An 18682-nucleotide genomic window follows, 5' to 3' on the forward strand; every position below is an offset into this window, starting at 1 on the left:
CCTTGAGACGGGCACTTTGCACCTGAAGGAGTGTTTCAGGAATGGACACTTTTCCCCCAAAACAGGGGGATACAGCGGGTCAAACACCCCGCAAATCGGGTCAGCCCGCGAGCAGGGTGTGCACCGCGTCGAAGGCTTGCTGCTGGCGCTCGAGCCAGTTGCCCTGAATGATCTGCAAGGGTTGGTGATGGGTTTCCAGCCAGGTTCGGGTGGCCTGATAGAACGCGAGCCGTTCGCTCAAGTCGGGCTGGCAGCGCTGACCGTCGTCCGTCCATTCGATCTGCTCCGGGGAGAGCAGCAAGTGCAGGTCGTAATGACGGGCCAGCAACTCGGTTTCCAGCCAGGGCGGGCACTCGCCGAATAACGTCTGGCTCCACAGCATGTTGCTCAGCAGATGCGTGTCGAGAATCAACAGGCGCGGCTGCTGCGCGCGTGCTGCGTCTTCCCATTGCAACTGGCCGCGCGCGATCTCGGGAATATCGGCCAGGCAGGTATCCCGAGGGTACTGCTCGATAAACCAGCGCACATATTCGTCTACCCGCAAACCGCCGAACTGCTGTTGGATTCCGGCGGCGAGCCAGCTCTTGCCCGTGGATTCGGGGCCGGTCAGGACAATCACTTTCATCGCTGCAACGCCGGATCGGCGCGCCATTCGCGCCAGCCTTGCACCGCGATCAGGGTGAACAGCGCATACAGCGCCGCCGTGAGGTACAGCCCTTTATAGAGGAACAGCCCGACGAAGATCACATCCAGCACGAACCACAGCGCCCAGCATTGCAGGCGTTTGTGGGCCATCCAGAATTGCGCGACCAGGCTGAAACCGGTCAGCGCTGCGTCGAGCCACGGTTGCGCCGCTTCGGTCCAATGGGCCATGGCCGCGCCCAGCAGCAGACTGCCGACCGCACCGATGGCCAGGCCCTGCGCAATCGAGCGATTGTCGAGCCGGCTGACTTCACGCCCGTCATGCATCGTCCCGGCCCGCGTCCATTGCCACCAGCCATAGATTTGCAGCCCGGCATACACGACCTGCAGCAGCATGTCCGAATACAGTTTCACCTCGAAGAACACCCAGGTGTAGAGCGACACCATGACCAGTCCGATCGGCCAGCACCACGGATTCTGTTTGACCGTGAGCCACACGGCGATCACGCCGAGGGCGGCGGCAAACAGTTCTAGCCCGGACATGCAGGATCCTTGGGGGAGTTGGGAAGGGAGCGGATTGTACCGAAAAACAGGTGGGAAACGAGTTCCCACCTGTTGCAGGGATCAGACGCGGAACTGGCGCAGCAGCCCGTTCAGTTGTTCGCTGAGCTGGCCGAGTTTCACACTCGCCACGCTCGACTGCTCGGCCGCCAGTGCCGTGCTGTGAGACAAGCCCGCCGCCTGGGTAACGTTCTGGTTGATGTCTTCGACCACGTGCGCCTGTTGCAGCGTTGCGCTGGCAATCGAGGCGTTCAGACCATTGAGGTTGCGCAGGGCCTGGCCGATGGCATTCAGGCTCGCACTGGCCAGGCCGGCCTGTTCGATGGTCAGCTGCGAAGCCTTGCTGCTGTCGCCGATCACCTTCACGGCGGCTTCGGAGTGGTTTTGCAGGCGTTCGATCATCGTCTGGATTTCCGCCGTGGACTTCTGCGTACGCTGTGCCAGCAAACGCACTTCGTCGGCCACCACCGCAAAACCGCGACCCTGTTCGCCGGCCCGAGCCGCTTCAATGGCGGCGTTGAGGGCCAGCAGGTTGGTCTGCTCGGCGATCGAGCGGATCACCTCCAGCACGCTGCCGATCTGCGTGCTTTCAGTCGCCAGCGTGCGGATGACTTCCACCGCTTGATCGATGGTGCCGGAGAGCTTGTCGATCTGTTGCAGGCTGCCGTCGATGTTGATCTGGCCCTGCTGGGCCTGGGCTTCGGCGTCACGCATTTCGCTGGCGGCGTGTTCGGCGTTCTTCGCCACGTCCTGTACGCCGTAGGTCACTTCGTTGACGGCAGTGGCTACCAGCTCCATCTGCTGCGACTGCTGCTGGCTGCGTTGCTGGGCCTGCGCAGCATCGTTGCCCAGCTCGCTGGATGATTGGCCCAATGCGCTGGCGGATAGCTGCAAGTCCCCGATCACCCGGCGCAGTTTGGCGGTGAAGGCATTGAAGTGATGCGCCAGCTGAGTGACTTCGTCCTGGCCGTGGGTGTCGAGGCTGCGGGTCAGATCGCTTTCGCCGCTGGCGATGTTGGCCATGGCGTTCACGGTTTCCTGCAACGGACGAACGATGCTGCGGGCAATCAGAATCACCAGCAACGCCATGATCACCGCGATGACCAGTCCGACCACGGATGCCTTGATCACCTGGTCCTGGAACTCGGCCTGCACGTCGTCGACGTACACGCCCGAACCGATGACCCAACCCCATGGCTCGAACAATTTCACGTAAGAGGTCTTGGCCACCGGTTCACTGGCACCGGGCTTGGGCCAGCGATAGTCGACCATGCCGGCGCCCTTGGCCTTGGCGATGGCGACCATTTCATTGAACACCGCAAAGCCGTCCGGGTCGCGGATCGCCGAGAGGTTCTGGCCTTCGAGCTTGGGATTGGTCGGGTGCATGACCATCACGGGCGTGAGGTCGTTGATCCAGAAATAGTCGTTCTGGTCATAGCGCAGGCCACGGATCGCGGTCAGCGCCTGTTTCTGTGCCACATCGCGGGTCAGGGTTCCTGCGGATTCGAGGCCTTGGTAGTAAGTCAGCAAACCGCTGGCGGTCTGCACCACATGCTGGGTTTTCTGGGCCTTGGCGTGGTAGAGGTCATCATGGATCTGCTTGAGCATCAACACGCCCAACGTCAACAGCATGACCACGGCCACAATCAAGATGAGCCACAAGCGTCGGCTGATCGACACACTGCGCAAGCTGTTCATAACGCTGTCACTCCGGATTCTTTTTCTTGTAATAAACCACCGCCAGCATCCAACCACGTTTCGGTGACCGGGCATACGCGACCCAAGTCGTAGAACGCGGCAGCGCTATTACGGCTTGTCTGTTAGGATTTCGGCCCCGCGCGTGAAAACCTGAATCGAAATTGATTTTTCACGGAATTTTGACTGTTTCGTGTGGATCCTGTGCGCGCGGAATCGGTACAGCTTTAACAAGCTACGCTGAACGCAGTGAACGTAAAAAATACTATCGGGGCATGCTTCTGTGCATCGCTCTCTGGGGGATTGATGGATCTTTGGACGGCCTTGCAGGCACTGATTCTAGGAGTTGTAGAGGGGCTGACGGAGTTTTTGCCCATTTCCAGTACCGGACACCAGATCATTGTTGCCGACTTGCTCGATTTCGGAGGCGAGCGGGCCATGGCGTTCAACATCATCATCCAGCTTGGTGCGATTCTCGCGGTGGTCTGGGAATTCCGACGCAAGATTCTCGACGTGGTCATTGGCCTGCCGACCCAGCCAAGTGCGCGGCGCTTCACCGCCAACCTGCTGATCGCCTTCCTGCCCGCCGTGGTGCTGGGTGTGGTCTTCGCCGACTTGATTCACCACTACCTGTTCAATCCGATCACCGTGGCCGCCGCGCTGGTGGTGGGCGGCATCGTGATGTTGTGGGCCGAGCAGCGTCAGCATGAAGTGCACGCCGAAACGGTCGACGAGATTCGCTGGACGGATGCGCTGAAGATCGGCTTCGCCCAGTGCCTGGCGATGATCCCCGGCACTTCGCGCTCCGGCTCGACCATCATCGGCGGCCTGTTGTTCGGCCTGTCGCGCAAGACCGCCACCGAGTTCTCGTTCTTCCTGGCGATGCCGACCATGGTCGGTGCGGCGGTGTATTCGGGCTACAAGTATCGCGACCTGTTCGTACCGGCGGACTTCCCGGTGTTCGCCATCGGTTTCGTCACCGCGTTTATCTTCGCCATGATCGCGGTGCGCGGCCTGCTCAAGTTCATCGGCAGCCATAGCTACGCGGCGTTTGCCTGGTACCGGATCGTCTTCGGTCTGGTGATTCTGGCAACGTGGCAGTTCGGCTGGGTCGACTGGACGGCAGCCAAGCCATGAGCGACTCCCGCGCACGCCGCCCGGATCGCGGTCCTTCCGGTGGCAATATCCAGCACTTGAAATTGAAACTGGTGGTGCTGCTGATCGTCTGCGCGTTGCCACTGTTCGGCTCATTGTCGATGTGGCTGCGCGGGATTTCCCTGGTACCGCTGACGGCCTACGGGCTGGTCAGCGTGCTGGCGTTTTTCCTGTACTGGGCGGACAAGCGCAAGGCGCGCGCCGACGCCTGGCGCACACCGGAAAACATCCTGCACGCGGTGGAACTGGCCGGTGGCTGGCCGGGCGCGTTGATCGCCCAGCAGGTCTTCCGGCACAAGACGCGCAAGGTGTCGTTTCAGGTGTTGTTCTGGATGATTGTGGCTTTGCATCAGGTGTTCTGGATCGATCAGTTGTTTCTCGGTTCGAACCTCCTGGCGTTGTTCTAAAGCAGCAGCCCGACCTGCAAGCGCTTGGGCAGCTTGCTGACCACCAGTTGGTGGGAACGCTGCAGCAAGCCTTGCAGTTCCTCGGCGCCCAGCGGGTAGGGCGGGTGCATGATGATCCATTGCGCCCGGGCCAGGTACGGCGCCGGGTGAATGCCCGGCCGGTCGCAATGACCGAGAAACAGGTCCTTGTCGACCTTGAACGCCAGCGAATCACCGCGCAGCCCCTGCAAGGCGAACATCTTGTTGCCGGCAATCGAAAACACTCGCACGCCACCCCATTTGTAGTCTTCCCTGGCACCGGGCAGGGCCAGGCAGAAGTCCGCGACATCCTGTTCGCTCATCTTTCCTTGTTTCATAACAGCCGTTCTCCACAGGCATTGAACGATTCGACCAGATGATCGATCCATGCGCGCACCGTCGGCATCACCCCGCGCCGATGCGGATACACCGCTTGCAGCCAGCCGCCGGGCAGTGACCAATCAGGCAACAACTGCACCAGCGTGCCGTTGTTCAGTTCCGTTTCGCAATACATCATCGGCAGCAGGGTGAAACCCTGGCCGGCCAGCACACAGGCCTTGCGCACGATGAAGTCGTCGATGCCCAGTCGTGCCTCCAGCGCCAAATCGCAACTCTTGCCGTGCTGATCGAGCAGGCGCACATGCACCATGCGATCGGCCTCCAGGGCGCCCAGCACCGGCAGGTTCTTCAAGTCCTGCGGATGATTGATTTCCACGCCCTGTATAAAGGAAGGGCTTGCGACCACCACCATCTGCGCCTGACGCAGGCGGCGGGTCACCAGCATCGGTTCTTCATCGCCGTGTTCGCGCACGCGCAGGGCCACGTCGATGCCTTCGGTGATCAGGTCGACCCGTCGATTGATCAGGGTGACTTCCAGCTGCACCTGAGGGTATTTGCCAAGGAAATTGCTGATCACCACTGGGAGCATTTCATGGGCCAGCCCCGTGGGACTGGAAACCCGCAAGCGTCCGCGAGGCTCGCTGGACATGCTGGCCACTGTTTCATCGGCCATTTCCGCTTCCAGCAGCATGGCCTGACAGTGACGCAGATAGCGTTCGCCGACCGCCGTCAGCTTCAATTGGCGGGTGGTGCGTTGCAGCAAACGTGCGCCGAGGCGTTCTTCAAGCTCGGCGATGCGCCGCGAGAGCCGTGACTTTGGAATGCCGAGCAAGCGGCCGGCGGCGGCGAAACCGCCAGCCTCGACCACTTTGGCGAAATAGTAGAGATCGTTGAGGTCTTGCATCTGGAAGTCCGACTGTTCTATCAGTGGGACAAACTATCGCATTGTTGCCGTCTAATCAGCTATTGGTTTCGTCGGTAGGATTGTCTCCATTCCGTCGCCACCGGCGATTCATTCCAGGAGATTCCACATGAAACTGCTGCACATCGATTCGAGCATTCTGGGCGACAACTCCGCTTCCCGTCAGCTGAGCAGTCAAGTCACTAAAGCTTGGCAGGCCGCCGAGCCAAGCGCTGTTGTGACCTACCGCGATCTGGCCGCTGATGCCATCAGCCACTTCTCGTCGACCACCCTGGTTGCCGCCGGCACCACCGCTGAACTGCGCAACGCCGCACAACAGCACGAAGCCGAACTGAGCGCCACCACCCTGGCCGAATTCATCGCCGCTGACGCCATCGTCGTCGCTGCACCGATGTACAACTTCACCGTGCCGACCCAGCTCAAAGCCTGGATCGACCGCATCGCCGTCGCCGGCCAGACCTTCCGTTACACCGAAGCCGGCCCTGAAGGCCTGTGCGGCGGCAAGAAAGTAGTGATCGTTTCCACCGCTGGCGGCATCCACGCCGGTCAAGCTTCGGGCGTGGCACACGAAGACTACCTGAAACTGGTCTTTGGCTTCCTCGGCATCACCGACATCGAAGTCGTGCGTGCCGAAGGCCTGGCCTACGGCGAAGAAGTGCGCAACAACGCCATGAGCGCCGCTCAGGCGAAGATCAGCGAGCAGCTGTTCGCCGCCGCGTAAGGCTTGCGTAAAGAACAGCTCCTGTTCAGGCAAATCTCCAAAAACTCTGTATTCTGGTTCCGCAAGGGCCAGATACGGAGTTTTTTGTTTCTGACTGTTACATGATCTGGCCCGGGTTATGCAGTCTGATGATCAACGTCTGAGTGCAACGCCGCGCCGGGTTACCGAATTTCGGAATTTCGGGCGTCGAACACAACGGATCTTTCGATTGAGTAACAACAGGGTGGGGCATCCCATGATGCGTCTTTGTGCAGCGTTACTGATTTGCCTGCTCGGCAGCCTGAATTCAGTGCACGCTGCGCCCGGGCAGCACCCGCGCTGGAGCGTCGGCTATCACGAGATGACATTCCTCGATCCGCTCGACCTGCAACCGATGCGCGCCATCGCGTTCTATCCCTCCAGCGACCGCGAACACCTGAGCCTGCTCGAAGGTTATTCGGTCGAGGCCGGCGAAGACACCAAAGTCGCCATCGGCCGTTTCCCCATGCTGATGCTCTCTCACGGCAACACCGGCACGCCGCTGGCGCTGCACGACCTCGCTACGTCACTGGCACGCAAGGGGTTCGTGGTGGTGGCGGTGATTCACCCCGGCGACAACTCCAAGGATCACAGCCGCCTCGGCACGTTGAGCAATCTCTACGGCCGGCCGATCCAGATTTCCGAAGCCATTACCGCGACCTTGGGCGACCGCATGCTCGCGCCGTACGTGAACGCCGAGCAGGTTGGCGTAATCGGCTATTCGGCGGGCGGCGAAACGGCATTGATTCTGTCCGGCGCGCAGCCGGATCTGGATCGCCTGCGCCGTTACTGCCAGGAGCGCCCGGACGACCGCGACGCCTGCAACACTCAGGGCGAATTGATTGTCGACCGCGACGATCTGCAACCGGTGGCCGATCCGCGCGTGCATGCGTTGCTGCTGATGGCGCCGCTGAGCCTGAAGTTTGGTCGTCACACTTTGGCTGATGTGCATGTGCCGGTGCTGCTCTACAGCGGTGATGGCGACAAACTGGTGGCCTTCGATAAAAACGCTGCCGCCCTGGCGCGCAAGCTGCCGACCGCACCCGACTTCAAATTGCTGGCCGGGGCAGGGCACTTCGTGTTCATGGCGCCATGCAATGAAGAGCAGATCCGGGCGATGCCGGCGCTGTGCACCGACGCGGACGGGGTCGATCGAGAAGACATCCACCGCAACCTGATTTCCGAGGCCGGACGGTTCTTCTCCCATGCCTTGGGCAGGCCGACCCGCGCGGGGATGCAGACGGCGGATCAGTGAGCGTTTACGCCATGGCCCGGCGCTTGAGCAGCAAGGTCAATCCCAGTCCGGTCACGGACAGCAGCGCCGCACTGAAGAAAATCCACGAATAGCCCAGATTCAGCGCCACCGCGCCCATCAACGGCCCGGCAATCGCCAGCGCCAGATCGAAAAACACCGCATAAGCACTCAACCCGGCGCCACGACTGGAGTTGGGCACCTGCTTGATCGCCTCGACGCCCAGCGCGGGGTATACCAGCGACAGGCCGAACCCGGCCAGACCGGCGCCGACCAAGGCATACGCGGTCGAGGGCGCCAGCCACAGCATGACCAGGCCGACAGTTTCGATGGTCATGCAGGCAATCGCCGAGGTGAATCCGCCAAAACGGCCGATGGCGGAAATGAACAGCAGCCGCGAAAGGATGAAACACACACCGAACACCGTCAGGCAATACGCAGCGCCGCTCCAGCCGCGATTGAGGTAATACAGGGTGATGAAGGTGGTCAGCGTGCCATAGCCAATCGACGCCAGGCTCAGACTGGCGCCGAACGGCGCAATCCGTCCGAACACCGCCCAGAACGGCAGGCGTTCACCGCGTACCACCGGCACCGAGGGCTTATTGCGGATCAGCAGCAAGGCGCCGGCCGCGAGTAGCGACAGCGCAATGCCAAGGCTTTCGAAGCCATAGTCGGCGACCATCACCACGCCCAACGGCGCGCCAATGGCAATCGCGCCATAGGACGCGATGCCGTTCCACGAAATCGAGCGCGCGGTGTGTTCGGCACCGACCTGGCCCATGCACCAACTGATGGTGCCGACGCCGATCAGGCCCTGGGCAATCCCCAGCAACAGGCGCCCGACAATCAGGATCGACAGGCTCAACAGCGGCAAGCTCTGCAGCAACGTCGAAACCAGCGTCAGCACACCGCTGAGCACAATCCCCGACAAACCATAAACAATCGCCCGTTTGGTGCCGATGGTGTCCGACATGCGCCCGGCCATTGGCCGGCTGAGCAGGGTAGCCAGGTATTGCGAACCGATCACCAGCCCCGCGATCACGGCACTGAAACCCAATTGTTCGTGCACGTAGCCGGGCAGCACCGCAATCGGCAGGCCGATGCAGAGGAAGGCAATAAAGGTATAGAAAACGATGGAGACGATCTGCAGGGTGATCGCCATGGAGCTTTGCGGTGGCTGTTGCTGCGCAGACATGAGGGCTCGTTCGCGGGCGGCGGTGGGAGAGTCCGCATCATGGCGTGGCGCTGGATTAAAAGGAAGCAGGCTAACGATCTTTTCCTCGACGAAAAAAAAGCCCTGTCACAAGGACAGGGCTTTCTGTTTACCGCTCGTTTCGACTCAGAACACCACGCCTTGGCTGCGCAGGTAGTCGTCGTAGGTGCCGCTGAAGTCGGTCACGCCGTTCGGGCTCAGCTCGATGATGCGCGTGGCCAGGGACGATACGAACTCACGGTCGTGGCTGACGAAAATCAACGTGCCCGGGTAGTTTTCCAGCGCCAGGTTCAGCGCCTCGATCGACTCCATGTCCAGGTGGTTGGTCGGTTCGTCCATCACCAGTACGTTCGGCTTTTGCAGGATCAGCTTGCCGAACAGCATGCGACCTTGCTCACCACCGGAAATCACCTTCACCGACTTGAGGATCTCGTCGTTGGAGAACAGCATGCGACCCAGGGTGCCACGGATCACTTGCTCGCCCTGAGTCCACTGACCCATCCAGTCGAACAGGCTGACGTCGTCTTCGAAATCGTGGGCGTGGTCCTGAGCGTAGTAGCCCAGCTCCGCGCTTTCGGTCCACTTCACGGAACCTGCGTCCGGGGTCAGTTCGCCCATCAGCGTGCGCAGCAGGGTGGTCTTGCCGATACCGTTCGGGCCGATGATGGCTACGCGCTCGCCGGCTTCAACGGTGAAACTGAAGTTCTTGAACAGGGTCTTGCCGTCGAAGCCCTTGGACATCTGCTCGATGGTCACGGCCTGGCGGTGCAGCTTCTTGGTCTGTTCGAAACGGATGAACGGGCTCACGCGGCTCGATGGCTTGACTTCGGCCAGCTGGATCTTGTCGATCTGCTTGGCGCGGGAAGTGGCCTGCTTGGCTTTCGAGGCGTTGGCCGAGAAGCGGCTGACGAACGTTTGCAGTTCGGCAATCTGGGCTTTCTTCTTGGCGTTGTCCGACAGCAGTTGCTCGCGGGACTGAGTCGCCGCGGTCATGTACTCGTCGTAGTTGCCCGGGAACAGACGCAGCTCGCCGTAGTCCAGGTCGGCCATGTGGGTGCAGACGCTGTTCAGGAAGTGACGGTCGTGGGAAATGATGATCATGGTGCTGTTACGCGCCGTCAAAATCGTTTCCAGCCAGCGGATGGTGTTGATGTCCAGGTGGTTGGTCGGTTCGTCGAGCAGCAGCACTTCCGGATCGGAGAACAGTGCCTGAGCCAACAGAACGCGGAGTTTCCAGCCCGGCGCGACTTCGGTCATCGGGCCGAAATGCTGTTCCAGCGGAATACCCAGACCCAGCAGCAGTTCACCGGCGCGGGATTCGGCCGTATAGCCGTCCATCTCGGCGAACTCGGTTTCCAGCTCGGCCACGGCCATGCCGTCTTCTTCGCTCATTTCCGGCAGCGAGTAGATGCGGTCGCGCTCGGCCTTGACCTTCCACAGCTCTTCGTGACCCATGATCACCGTGTCGATCACGGTGAATTCTTCGTAGGCGAACTGATCCTGGCGCAATTTACCCAGGCGTACATTAGGCTCCAGCATGACCTGGCCGCCGGACGGCTCGAGGTCGCCGCCGAGGATTTTCATGAAGGTCGACTTGCCGCAACCGTTGGCGCCGATCAGGCCGTAGCGGTTGCCGCCGTTGAATTTGACCGAAACGTTTTCAAACAGCGGCTTGGCGCCGAACTGCATGGTGATGTTAGCTGTAGAAATCAAAGGTTTTTCCTGCGAAGCGTGCTGAGTAGCGAGGGTGCAGCCGGAGCGCTTGGCCCGAGTCGAAGTGCGCTGAGGCGGGGCAATCCCGTCATCAACCAAGGGGGGCGCGTAAAGTTTGGCGGCGATTGTACTGGTCTGGCTCTTTAAACGATAGGGCGGTGACATTCCGATTGCCGGTTGGTGCTATCGCGAGACAGTTTTTCACAGATGAAGGTTCACTATTGGTTACAAACTGTGGCTAAAATGCCATCCATTCACCCAATGCCTTGTCCGGCATGGGCTCAAGGATGCGCCACCGGGACGTTTTTTTTGATTTCAGACCACTGCCACAGACCTTGGGCCACAGCCCGAAAGGCGCGCAGTTTGTTCACTTCTGACGTGTGACGATTTCCGTGAAACTCATCATTGCCGCTGTATATGTCATTTCCATTGCGTACGTTCACCTGCGCGGTCGCGTACGCCACAAACTCGGTCGTCAACTGAGCGATCACTCCTCGTTCCTGGCACCGATCAACTGCTTCCTTTATCTGTTCTCGAAAAAGCCCAACACGCCTTACCTTGATCCAAAGGACTTTCCCGATCTGACTCCGTTGCAGACCCACTGGGAAGAAATCCGTGAAGAAGGTCGTAACCTGCTGCGTGCCGGCGAGATCAAGCGCTCTAACCAGTACGACGACGTCGGTTTCAACTCGTTCTTCAAGACTGGCTGGAAGCGTTTCTACCTGAAGTGGTACGGCGACAGCCACCCGTCGGCGCTGCAACTGTGCCCGCGCACCACCGAACTGGTGCAGAGCATCGGCTCGATCAAGGCTGCGATGTTCGCCGAGCTGCCGCCGGGCTCGAAACTGGTGCGTCACCGCGACCCATACGCCGGTTCGTACCGCTATCACCTTGGCCTGGAAACGCCGAACGACGCCGGTTGCTACATCAACGTCGATGGCGAGAATTATCACTGGCGTGATGGCGAAGCGGTGATGTTCGACGAGACGTTCATTCATTACGCGGAAAACACCACCGACCAGAACCGCATCATCCTGTTCTGTGACATCGAGCGCCCGATGAAGTATCGCTGGGCGGCGGCGTTCAACCGCTGGTTCAGCCGCACCGTGATGTCGGCGGCCGGTGCGCCGAACGATGCGGGTGACCGCACCGGTGGCATTAACCGGTTATTTACCAAGATCTACAAGATTCGCCTGCGCGGAAAAGAGCTGAAAAAGCGCAATCGCAAACTCTACTACATGGAAAAGTGGGCGATCTTCGGCGGTCTGCTGGCGATCTTCATCCTGATCTGACGAATCGGGCGACTGTTGAAAGACAGTCGCCCGATTTCATTTTCACGACGCTTTTTTGGTCTTCTTCGCCGCTGTTGTCTTGCTGGCCGTCTTCTTCGCCGGTTTGGCCGGGGCTTTCCCGCCGAGGCTGCGCTTGAGCAGTTCGGTCAGGTCAATAACATCGGCCGATTTGCGCTCTTCTTCAGCGGAAACGGTTTCAACGTCTTCGATCTTGCCTTCATGGGCCTTCTTGTCCACCAGCGCCATGATTTTGTCTTCGAACTCGTCGTTGTAATCCTCGGGCGTCCAGTCCGCTGTCATGTCTTCCACCAACCGTTTGGCCATGTCCAGTTCGCCCTTGGCCAGTTGCGGCTTGGTCACTTCGCTGCCCAGCTCAAGTTCGTCCAGGCTGCGCACTTCCTGCGGCCAGCGCAACTTCACCAGCACCAGCGCCGACTCCAGAGGCATCAGCGCCGCCAGGTATTGGCGCGTATGTAAAACCACTCGGGCGAGGGCGACCTTCCGGGTTTTGCTCAGGGTTTCACGCAGCAAGGCATAGACCTTGCCGCCACGCTTGTCCGGCGCCAGGTAATAGGGCGTGTCGATGTTCTGCAGCGGGATCTGTTCACTGTCGACAAAGGCGAAGATATCGATGGTCTGGGTTGAAACCGGGTGTGCCGAGCGGATTTCTTCTTCGCTGAGCACCACATAGCGGCCCTTTTCGAACTGCACACCTTTGACGATGTGCTCCTTGGTGACTTCCTTGCCGGTCACCTTGTTGACCCGTTTATAGCCGACCGGGTCCATGCTGCGGCTGTCGAGCCAGTCGAAGTCGACGCCTTGGGATGACGTCGCCGAGACCAGCGCCACGGGGATGTGGACCAGACCGAAACTGATTGCGCCTTTCCAGATTGCCCGAGCCATGTGCTGTTCTCCGAGTGATGTTCGGGTGACCCGTGGCCCGGCGTAAAAGTTTCCGTTGTTTGCTGGGGGCCGCTAAACGTCAGGTCAAGCCGTGTTACATCTTGTTTAGCGGTGACGGGTTAACAAATGCGAACCCACGGCGTAGCGTGGACTCGAAGGCTCTAGTCCCTGCGCACCGAAAGAGGCCGTTCATGAACCGTTTCCTGCTTGGCATTGCGTTGCTCGCCCTCAGTGGCGGGCTGGTTCACGCCGATGGCGCAATAAGCCATACATCGCTGTTGCTGGCACAAAGTCCGACCGGCAACAGCAACAACCCCTACAACAGCCCGATCCGCCGGGCGAACCCCAACAGCATGCAGGGCACCCAGCCCGGCACTCCGCCCATTCGCGGGCCGAACACCGTTCCCGTGCCGCGTCCGCCGACCCTGGAGAATCGCGGTATCGGCAATGGCCAGCCGCTGCGCTCCGTGCCGAGCACGCCACCCACCTTCATCCCCAACCCTCCAGCCCGTGACAGCGGGAGCAACCGTTGAATGGCAGAACCGCTTCTGTCAGCCCTTCAAACGAACAAAAGGAATCGTGCATGTTGCGTAAAACCCTTCTGGCCGGCCTGTGTGCCAGTGCACTGATCGCCGCCCCGGCATTCGCTGCGGCTCCCAAAGAGCTGCAAAGCGAGCAGGGCACCCTTGAAGTCACAACGATTACCCAGGGCCTCGAGCATCCATGGGCTCTGGCCTTCCTTCCTGATCGCCAGGGCATGCTGGTGACCGAACGTCCCGGTAACCTGCGCGTGGTGGATGCCGACGGCAAGCTGTCTGCGCCGATCACCGGTGTGCCAGACGTCTGGGCCAAGGGGCAGGGCGGATTGCTCGATGTGGTGCTGTCACCGGATTTCAAACAGGATCGCCTCGTGTACCTGTCGTACGCCGAGGGCGGCGGTGCGGGTGACAAGGCCGGAACGGCGGTGGGGCGCGGGCGCCTATCGGACGACCTGAAAACCCTGAAGGACTTCAACGTGATTTTCCGTCAGGAACCGAAACTGTCGGTCGGCAATCACTTCGGCTCGCGGCTGGTGTTTGACCGGGACGGTTATCTGTTCATCACTCTGGGCGAAAACAACGACCGCCCGACCGCGCAGGACCTGGACAAGCTGCAAGGCAAGGTCGTGCGGATCTACCCCGACGGCAAGGTGCCCGATGACAATCCCTTTGTCGGCCAGTCCGGCGTGCGCCCGGAGATCTGGTCCTACGGCCACCGCAATCCCCAGGGCGCCGCACTCAATCCATGGACCGGCACCTTATGGGAAAACGAGCACGGCCCGCGCGGCGGCGATGAAGTGAACATCATCGAACGCGGCAAGAACTACGGTTGGCCGCTGGCAACCCACGGCATCAACTACTCCATGCAACCGATCCCGGAAGCCAAGGGCAAGACAGCCGAAGGCACGGTCGGGCCGCACCATGTCTGGGAAAAATCCCCGGGCGTCACCGGCATGGCTTTTTACGATGCCGATCGCTTCAAGCCGTGGCAGCACAATCTGTTCATCGGTGCGCTGGTGACGCAGGAGCTGATCCGCTTGCAGTTCGACGGCGACAAGGTGGTGCATGAAGAGCGCTTGCTGGGCGAACTGAAGCAACGGATTCGTGATGTACGCCAGGGGCCGGATGGTTACCTGTATGTGCTGACGGATGAATCCGACGGTTCGCTGTACAAGGTGGGACTCAAGTAGCCCCGTTCATGCGGGTGACCGCGCGTAGAGCACCACCGCCGCCCGCAACTTGCCACGACCAAAGCGGCACATCTTCTCGAACTCCCCATGGCTGACCGGCACGTGCTGGCAGTCCATGGGCTGGCGATGCTGGCTGTGGTCGACATCCGGGTCGTGCAGGTAGACGAAGTCTTCGTCGCAGTCGGTGACGATCACCCAGTGCGGCGACTTGGAGCGGGTGAGGCGATAGCTGCTGATCAGCACCAGGGGTTGTCCACCGTTGGCCAGCAGCGTGGGTAAATCCAGCGTTACGCCGATGACCTGATCGACATCGGTGTCGTTCAGTTGCGCCATGAACTCGTCATGGACCAGGCGCATGACGTCTTTTTTATGCGCATCGCGCACGCCGTCGAGAAACAGGGGCCCGGTCATGCTCAGTTGCAATCGCACTCTGAAACCCCGGCGCCAGGCCGTCAGTGCCAGGCCTTGCGGGCTGCAACCGCCATGGCCGGCCGTCATGAACACCGTGGTTGCCTCGCGCCACAACTGCAATTCCTCGCGCCGCTCCAGCAAACGATCGGCCTGCAACGCGCCCATGGCCATCAGCAAGCAGGCCGGGCCGCAGGTGAAATCGGTGGTTTGTCGGTAATAGGGGACTTTGATGTTGCGCGAATCGTGGTGCTGGAGAATGCGTTTCTCCAGACGCAGCGCGTCGGCGTGATCCTCGTAGTAGTCATGGATCAGTGCAAAGCGCCGGTAGCCGTTACGCTCGTACAGGGCGATGGCGGCGGGGTTGTCGGTGCGCACTTCCAGCCGCAGATAGGCGCAGTCGTGCTCAAGCGCACAGGCCTCGATCCGTTGCAGCAATTGCTTGCCCAGACCACCGCCGCGCGCCTCGGGAGCAATCGCAATGGAATACAGACGGGCCAGCGAGGTGCCGCGATGAAACAGCACCAGCGCATAACCGGCCAGTTGACCCTCGCGTTCGGCCACCCACAATTGCCCGTGGGCCCGGGTGATCATCCATTGGAAACTGCGGCGTGTGAGCCGGTCCGTGGTGAAGCAGTGCATCTCCAGCGTGAGCAACGCTGGCAAATCATCAACGACCGCCAGGCGAAAAACAGCATTCATATGACCACCGTAAAAGTTGCGTAACGAAACGGGACTTTCGAAAAACTTCGTGCTTAATAGAAAAGGTCTTGTTCTCCAACGGATCAATTTCTATGTCAGCGGTACAGGGTCATTGGCGCGAAGTATCCAGTCAAAGTTTGCCACCGGCAACTTATTTAAAACCGCAGATCAGAACGTCCAGTCAAGTGTTGATCATCGTCGAACGCAAGGAAGACTGGGCCTCGTACTTTCCAAGCGAAGACATCCTGACGGCCCAGGAATATCTCGAACAACCGCCCGACAGCGAGCCGGGAAAACGGGTGCAGGTGATCAATCTGTGCCGCAGCTACAAGTACCTGGGCCACGGCTACTATTGCTCTCTGCTGGCGGAGGCTCGAGGGCACAAGGTGATTCCGTCGGTACGCACCATCAGCGAACTGACCCGAAAATCCCTTTACGGTCTGGCGCTGGATGACCTGGATAAAACCCTGGAAAAAGCCCTCAGCCATCATCTCTACAGCGACACTGAAGGTTTTACGCTGACACTTTATTTCGGCAGAACGCATATAGAGCCGTTGCAGGATCTGGCCCGGCAATTGTTTGAAGTATTCCCGTGTCCGATTCTGTTAGTTGAGTTTCGTCGAACTAACGGCTGGCACATCGAAGGTATAAAGTCTGGCGCCTTGCACAAGTTGCGCGACGATCAGGAAGATCAGTTCGCCAATGCGCTGGACGGCTTCAGTCGCAAGATCTGGCGTGTACCGCGTTCGCCGCAAGTGGCGCGATATGACCTGGCGATCCTGCATGATCCGCAGGAAGCCTTGCCGCCATCCAACGCCCGCGCACTGGAAAACTTCGTGCGGGTCGGCAAAAGCATGGGCATCGATGTCGAGCTGATCGAACGCAAGGACTACGCAAGGCTGGCCGAGTACGACGGCCTGCTGATCCGCGAGACCACCAGCGTCGACAACCACACTTACCGATTCGCCAAGAAGGCTGAAAGCGAAGGGCTGGTGGTGATGGACGACCCGACGTCGATCCTGCGCTGCACCAACAAGGTCTACCTCACCGACCTGCTCAACAGCCATCAACTGGGCATGCCGGCCACGGAAATTCTCTACAAGGAGCGACCCGAAGACTTCGAGCGGGTCGGCGAACGCCTCGGTTTTCCGCTGGTGCTGAAGATCCCTGATGGTTGTTTCTCCCGTGGCGTGATCAAGGTCGAGAGCCAGCAGGCCTTGCTGGAAGCCACCGCCGAGCTGTTCGAGCATTCGGTGCTGTTGCTGGCCCAGGAGTTTTTCTATACCGAGTACGACTGGCGCATCGGCGTGCTCAACCGCAAACCGATCTTTGCCTGCCAGTACTTCATGTCCAAGGGCCATTGGCAGATCTACAACCACAAAGCCAAGGGCCAGGACGTCAACGGCGAATGCCGCACGCTGGCGATCCACGAAGCGCCGCGCGCGGTGGTGGAACTGGCGGTGAAGACCGCCAACCTGATCGGCGACGGCTTGTATGGCGTCGATCTGAAACAGGCCGGCGACAAAGTCGTGGTGATCGAGGTCAACGACAACCCGAACCTCGACGCGGGCATCGAAGACGCCTACCTGCAAGACGATCTGTATTCGCTGGTGCTGGAAGAATTCGTGCGCCGTCTCGAGCTCAAACGTCGTGGCCAGGCCTGGTGAGCGGCCGATGATCAACAGCTTTGCACTGAACCACGGCGGGTTGCAGCGGGTCGAGCGGCTGGACGCCGAGGTGATGCTGTTCAGCGACCCGGACGCCGCCGAGCGCGACTTGCTCCACAGTCACTTCAAACTCGATGAACACGCGCTGGCCTCGGCGCTGGATCCGGACGAGGTGTCACGGATCGAGTTTCACCCCGATCACTTGTTCCTGATCTGGAAACGCCCGGAAAACTATTCCGGAGGTGGCAGCCTGGCATTCGAGGTGTCGTCCTGCGGTTTGCTGTTTTCGCCGAGCCAGTTGCTGGTGATCGCCACCGACGACACGCCGTTGCACGGTGTCGGCACCCGCCAGCCATTGAACACGCCGCTGGATGTGCTGCTGGACCTGCTGTTCAACAATATTCATCACTACCTCGGGCATCTGAAGGTGATCAAACTGGTCGCCCGGGAGTTGCAGCAGAAATTCAACGCCTCGATGCAAAACCAGCATCTGGTGCAGATGTTCAACCTCAGCGAAAGCCTGATCTATTACATCAACGCCTTGCACAGCAACGGCGCGGTGCTCACGCGGCTGCGCAATCACGCGGAAAAACAGCACTTCGGCAGCGAAGACATCGGCCTGATCGACGACCTGATCATCGAAAACAACCAGTGCTACAAGCAGGCGGAAATCTATTCGACGGTGTTCTCCGGGCTGATCGACGCCCGAGGCAACCTGATGAACAACAGCATGAACAACCTGCTGCGCAAACTGACGCTGATCAACGTGGTATTCCTGCCGCTCAACCTGATCGCGAGCATTGGCGGCATGTCGGAATTCAGCATGATGACCGCCGGCACACCGTGGTGGGTGTCGTACCCGTTGTTCCTGGCGGCGATGCTGCTGGGGGCGGGCGGGATGCTGTTCGGGCTCAGGCGTCTTGCGAAGTGACCGGGGCCGAACGCTTGCGATCCTGCAGGCCCCGAACAACCAGGTACATCAGCGGCCCGATTGAAACAAATACCGCCGTCAGCAACAGATAAGGCACCACCGACCAGCCCGACTGCCCACGCTTGCGCGCGTCCTTGTACATCCAGACGCCCGCCAGGGTTGCCAGCAGATAGAGATCGATCACCACCTGCGCAGTGTCCGGACGCGACATCAGGCTGATGCCGAAGTCGATCAGCGACTGTTCCGCCTGAAGCATCACGGAGACGGTGTAGCCGCTGAAGGCAATCAACGCAGTGAGGGGCAGGGCGATGGACATCAGGTATTCCTTCCTTGGGCAGATGAGTCGGAATTTCAAGTTGCGCAGCTATCAGCCGTTGGCAGTTGCCAACGGCGT

At 60.1% G+C, this 18682-nt stretch carries 19 protein-coding genes; 9 read left to right on the forward strand and 10 right to left on the reverse strand.

Features of this window, described 5'->3' with window-relative positions; all coding sequences use genetic code 11:
• Nucleotides 1–100 precede the first annotated feature (100 nt).
• From CAG25_RS15075 to CAG25_RS15085, 3 genes are all read right to left on the reverse strand, one after another.
• On the reverse strand, nt 101–625 hold the full coding sequence (locus tag CAG25_RS15075; RefSeq protein ID WP_085611675.1) for an AAA family ATPase: 525 nt from the start codon (nt 623–625) through the stop codon (nt 101–103).
• Nucleotides 622–1185, reverse strand: a complete 564-nt coding sequence (pnuC, locus tag CAG25_RS15080) for a nicotinamide riboside transporter PnuC (RefSeq protein ID WP_085611674.1) — start codon at nt 1183–1185, stop codon at nt 622–624. The genes CAG25_RS15075 and pnuC overlap by 4 nt, the downstream gene beginning before the upstream one ends.
• 81 nt (nt 1186–1266) lie before the next feature.
• Complete coding sequence (locus tag CAG25_RS15085) at nt 1267–2901, reverse strand: methyl-accepting chemotaxis protein (RefSeq protein ID WP_085611673.1); 1635 nt, start codon at nt 2899–2901, stop codon at nt 1267–1269.
• 303 nt (nt 2902–3204) lie between these two features.
• Between CAG25_RS15085 and CAG25_RS15090 the strand changes: the two genes are divergently transcribed.
• Nucleotides 3205–4035, forward strand: a complete 831-nt coding sequence (locus CAG25_RS15090; RefSeq protein WP_039768199.1) for an undecaprenyl-diphosphate phosphatase — start codon at nt 3205–3207, stop codon at nt 4033–4035.
• Complete coding sequence (locus CAG25_RS15095) at nt 4032–4460, forward strand: DUF1294 domain-containing protein (protein WP_039768201.1); 429 nt, start codon at nt 4032–4034, stop codon at nt 4458–4460. Before CAG25_RS15090 ends, CAG25_RS15095 begins: the two co-directional genes overlap by 4 nt.
• Here CAG25_RS15095 and CAG25_RS15100 read toward each other — a convergent pair.
• On the reverse strand, nt 4457–4816 hold the full coding sequence (locus tag CAG25_RS15100) for an MmcQ/YjbR family DNA-binding protein (protein ID WP_039768203.1): 360 nt from the start codon (nt 4814–4816) through the stop codon (nt 4457–4459). The genes CAG25_RS15095 and CAG25_RS15100 overlap by 4 nt on opposite strands.
• Nucleotides 4813–5721 carry a LysR substrate-binding domain-containing protein gene (locus CAG25_RS15105; protein WP_085611672.1) on the reverse strand — a complete coding sequence of 303 codons (909 nt, stop codon included), beginning with the start codon at nt 5719–5721 and terminating at the stop codon, nt 4813–4815. Before CAG25_RS15105 ends, CAG25_RS15100 begins: the two co-directional genes overlap by 4 nt.
• A 127-nt stretch (nt 5722–5848) precedes the next feature.
• Here CAG25_RS15105 and CAG25_RS15110 point away from each other — a divergent pair, with 127 nt between their 5' ends.
• Together CAG25_RS15110 and CAG25_RS15115 are read left to right on the forward strand one after the other, a co-directional pair.
• Nucleotides 5849–6460, forward strand: a complete 612-nt coding sequence (locus CAG25_RS15110; RefSeq protein ID WP_039768205.1) for an FMN-dependent NADH-azoreductase — start codon at nt 5849–5851, stop codon at nt 6458–6460.
• A 235-nt stretch (nt 6461–6695) separates the two neighbouring features.
• Nucleotides 6696–7733 carry a dienelactone hydrolase gene (locus tag CAG25_RS15115; RefSeq protein WP_011334022.1) on the forward strand — a complete coding sequence of 346 codons (1038 nt, stop codon included), beginning with the start codon at nt 6696–6698 and terminating at the stop codon, nt 7731–7733.
• Between the two features lie 4 nt (nt 7734–7737).
• Here CAG25_RS15115 and CAG25_RS15120 read toward each other — a convergent pair whose 3' ends face one another.
• Together CAG25_RS15120 and CAG25_RS15125 are read right to left on the reverse strand one after the other, a co-directional pair.
• Nucleotides 7738–8925, reverse strand: coding sequence for an MFS transporter (locus CAG25_RS15120; protein ID WP_085611671.1), 1188 nt, complete (start codon nt 8923–8925; stop codon nt 7738–7740).
• A gap of 144 nt (nt 8926–9069) precedes the next feature.
• The gene (locus tag CAG25_RS15125; protein WP_039768209.1) at nt 9070–10656 is read right to left on the reverse strand and encodes an ABC-F family ATPase; all 1587 of its coding nucleotides are present in this window, start codon (nt 10654–10656) and stop codon (nt 9070–9072) included.
• Nucleotides 10657–11048: 392 nt separating this feature from the next.
• On the opposite strand from CAG25_RS15125, the gene lpxO reads away from it, so the two are divergent.
• Entirely contained in the window at nt 11049–11948 is a 900-nt protein-coding gene (gene lpxO, locus CAG25_RS15130; protein WP_039768931.1) for a lipid A hydroxylase LpxO, read from the forward strand.
• Between the two features lie 42 nt (nt 11949–11990).
• Here the strand turns inward: lpxO and CAG25_RS15135 are convergent, their stop codons facing one another.
• Nucleotides 11991–12851: a Ku protein gene (locus tag CAG25_RS15135; RefSeq protein ID WP_085611670.1), complete on the reverse strand. Its 861-nt coding sequence runs from the start codon at nt 12849–12851 to the stop codon at nt 11991–11993.
• Between the two features lie 191 nt (nt 12852–13042).
• Here CAG25_RS15135 and CAG25_RS15140 point away from each other — a divergent pair, with 191 nt between their 5' ends.
• Entirely contained in the window at nt 13043–13384 is a 342-nt protein-coding gene (locus CAG25_RS15140; protein ID WP_085611669.1) for a hypothetical protein, read from the forward strand.
• A 50-nt stretch (nt 13385–13434) separates the two neighbouring features.
• Nucleotides 13435–14580 (forward strand): PQQ-dependent sugar dehydrogenase, encoded by a 1146-nt coding sequence (locus CAG25_RS15145; RefSeq protein ID WP_085611668.1) that lies wholly within the window; start codon nt 13435–13437, stop codon nt 14578–14580.
• Between the two features lie 6 nt (nt 14581–14586).
• On the opposite strand, the gene CAG25_RS15150 is transcribed toward CAG25_RS15145, so the two are convergent.
• Complete coding sequence (locus CAG25_RS15150; RefSeq protein ID WP_085611667.1) at nt 14587–15690, reverse strand: GNAT family N-acetyltransferase/peptidase C39 family protein; 1104 nt, start codon at nt 15688–15690, stop codon at nt 14587–14589.
• 92 nt (nt 15691–15782) lie between these two features.
• Here CAG25_RS15150 and CAG25_RS15155 point away from each other — a divergent pair, with 92 nt between their 5' ends.
• Entirely contained in the window at nt 15783–17357 is a 1575-nt protein-coding gene (locus CAG25_RS15155; protein WP_064596402.1) for a RimK family protein, read from the forward strand.
• 7 nt (nt 17358–17364) lie between these two features.
• Nucleotides 17365–18288, forward strand: coding sequence for a magnesium transporter CorA family protein (locus tag CAG25_RS15160; RefSeq protein ID WP_085611666.1), 924 nt, complete (start codon nt 17365–17367; stop codon nt 18286–18288).
• Here the strand turns inward: CAG25_RS15160 and CAG25_RS15165 are convergent.
• Nucleotides 18269–18607 carry a DUF2834 domain-containing protein gene (locus CAG25_RS15165; protein WP_085611929.1) on the reverse strand — a complete coding sequence of 113 codons (339 nt, stop codon included), beginning with the start codon at nt 18605–18607 and terminating at the stop codon, nt 18269–18271. The two genes, CAG25_RS15160 and CAG25_RS15165, sit on opposite strands and share 20 nt — an antisense overlap.
• Between the last annotated feature and the right edge of the window lie 75 nt (nt 18608–18682).

This window comes from Pseudomonas sp. B16(2017) (assembly GCF_002113205.1).
Lineage (GTDB): Bacteria > Pseudomonadota > Gammaproteobacteria > Pseudomonadales > Pseudomonadaceae > Aquipseudomonas > Aquipseudomonas pharyngis.

What these genes read in the sequence shown, in the direction of transcription:
- CAG25_RS15135 (WP_085611670.1), bottom strand. Translation starts at nt 12,851, where the DNA reads ATGGCTCGGGCAATCTGGAAAGGCGCAATCAGTTTCGGTCTGGTCCAC.
- CAG25_RS15085 (WP_085611673.1), bottom strand. Translation starts at nt 2,901, where the DNA reads ATGAACAGCTTGCGCAGTGTGTCGATCAGCCGACGCTTGTGGCTCATC.
- CAG25_RS15110 (WP_039768205.1), top strand. Translation starts at nt 5,849, where the DNA reads ATGAAACTGCTGCACATCGATTCGAGCATTCTGGGCGACAACTCCGCT.
- CAG25_RS15120 (WP_085611671.1), bottom strand. Translation starts at nt 8,925, where the DNA reads ATGTCTGCGCAGCAACAGCCACCGCAAAGCTCCATGGCGATCACCCTG.
- CAG25_RS15140 (WP_085611669.1), top strand. Translation starts at nt 13,043, where the DNA reads ATGAACCGTTTCCTGCTTGGCATTGCGTTGCTCGCCCTCAGTGGCGGG.
- CAG25_RS15160 (WP_085611666.1), top strand. Translation starts at nt 17,365, where the DNA reads ATGATCAACAGCTTTGCACTGAACCACGGCGGGTTGCAGCGGGTCGAG.
- CAG25_RS15155 (WP_064596402.1), top strand. Translation starts at nt 15,783, where the DNA reads ATGTCAGCGGTACAGGGTCATTGGCGCGAAGTATCCAGTCAAAGTTTG.
- pnuC (WP_085611674.1), bottom strand. Translation starts at nt 1,185, where the DNA reads ATGTCCGGGCTAGAACTGTTTGCCGCCGCCCTCGGCGTGATCGCCGTG.
- CAG25_RS15115 (WP_011334022.1), top strand. Translation starts at nt 6,696, where the DNA reads ATGATGCGTCTTTGTGCAGCGTTACTGATTTGCCTGCTCGGCAGCCTG.
- CAG25_RS15105 (WP_085611672.1), bottom strand. Translation starts at nt 5,721, where the DNA reads ATGCAAGACCTCAACGATCTCTACTATTTCGCCAAAGTGGTCGAGGCT.
- CAG25_RS15075 (WP_085611675.1), bottom strand. Translation starts at nt 625, where the DNA reads ATGAAAGTGATTGTCCTGACCGGCCCCGAATCCACGGGCAAGAGCTGG.
- CAG25_RS15100 (WP_039768203.1), bottom strand. Translation starts at nt 4,816, where the DNA reads ATGAAACAAGGAAAGATGAGCGAACAGGATGTCGCGGACTTCTGCCTG.
- CAG25_RS15095 (WP_039768201.1), top strand. Translation starts at nt 4,032, where the DNA reads ATGAGCGACTCCCGCGCACGCCGCCCGGATCGCGGTCCTTCCGGTGGC.
- CAG25_RS15145 (WP_085611668.1), top strand. Translation starts at nt 13,435, where the DNA reads ATGTTGCGTAAAACCCTTCTGGCCGGCCTGTGTGCCAGTGCACTGATC.
- CAG25_RS15090 (WP_039768199.1), top strand. Translation starts at nt 3,205, where the DNA reads ATGGATCTTTGGACGGCCTTGCAGGCACTGATTCTAGGAGTTGTAGAG.
- CAG25_RS15150 (WP_085611667.1), bottom strand. Translation starts at nt 15,690, where the DNA reads ATGAATGCTGTTTTTCGCCTGGCGGTCGTTGATGATTTGCCAGCGTTG.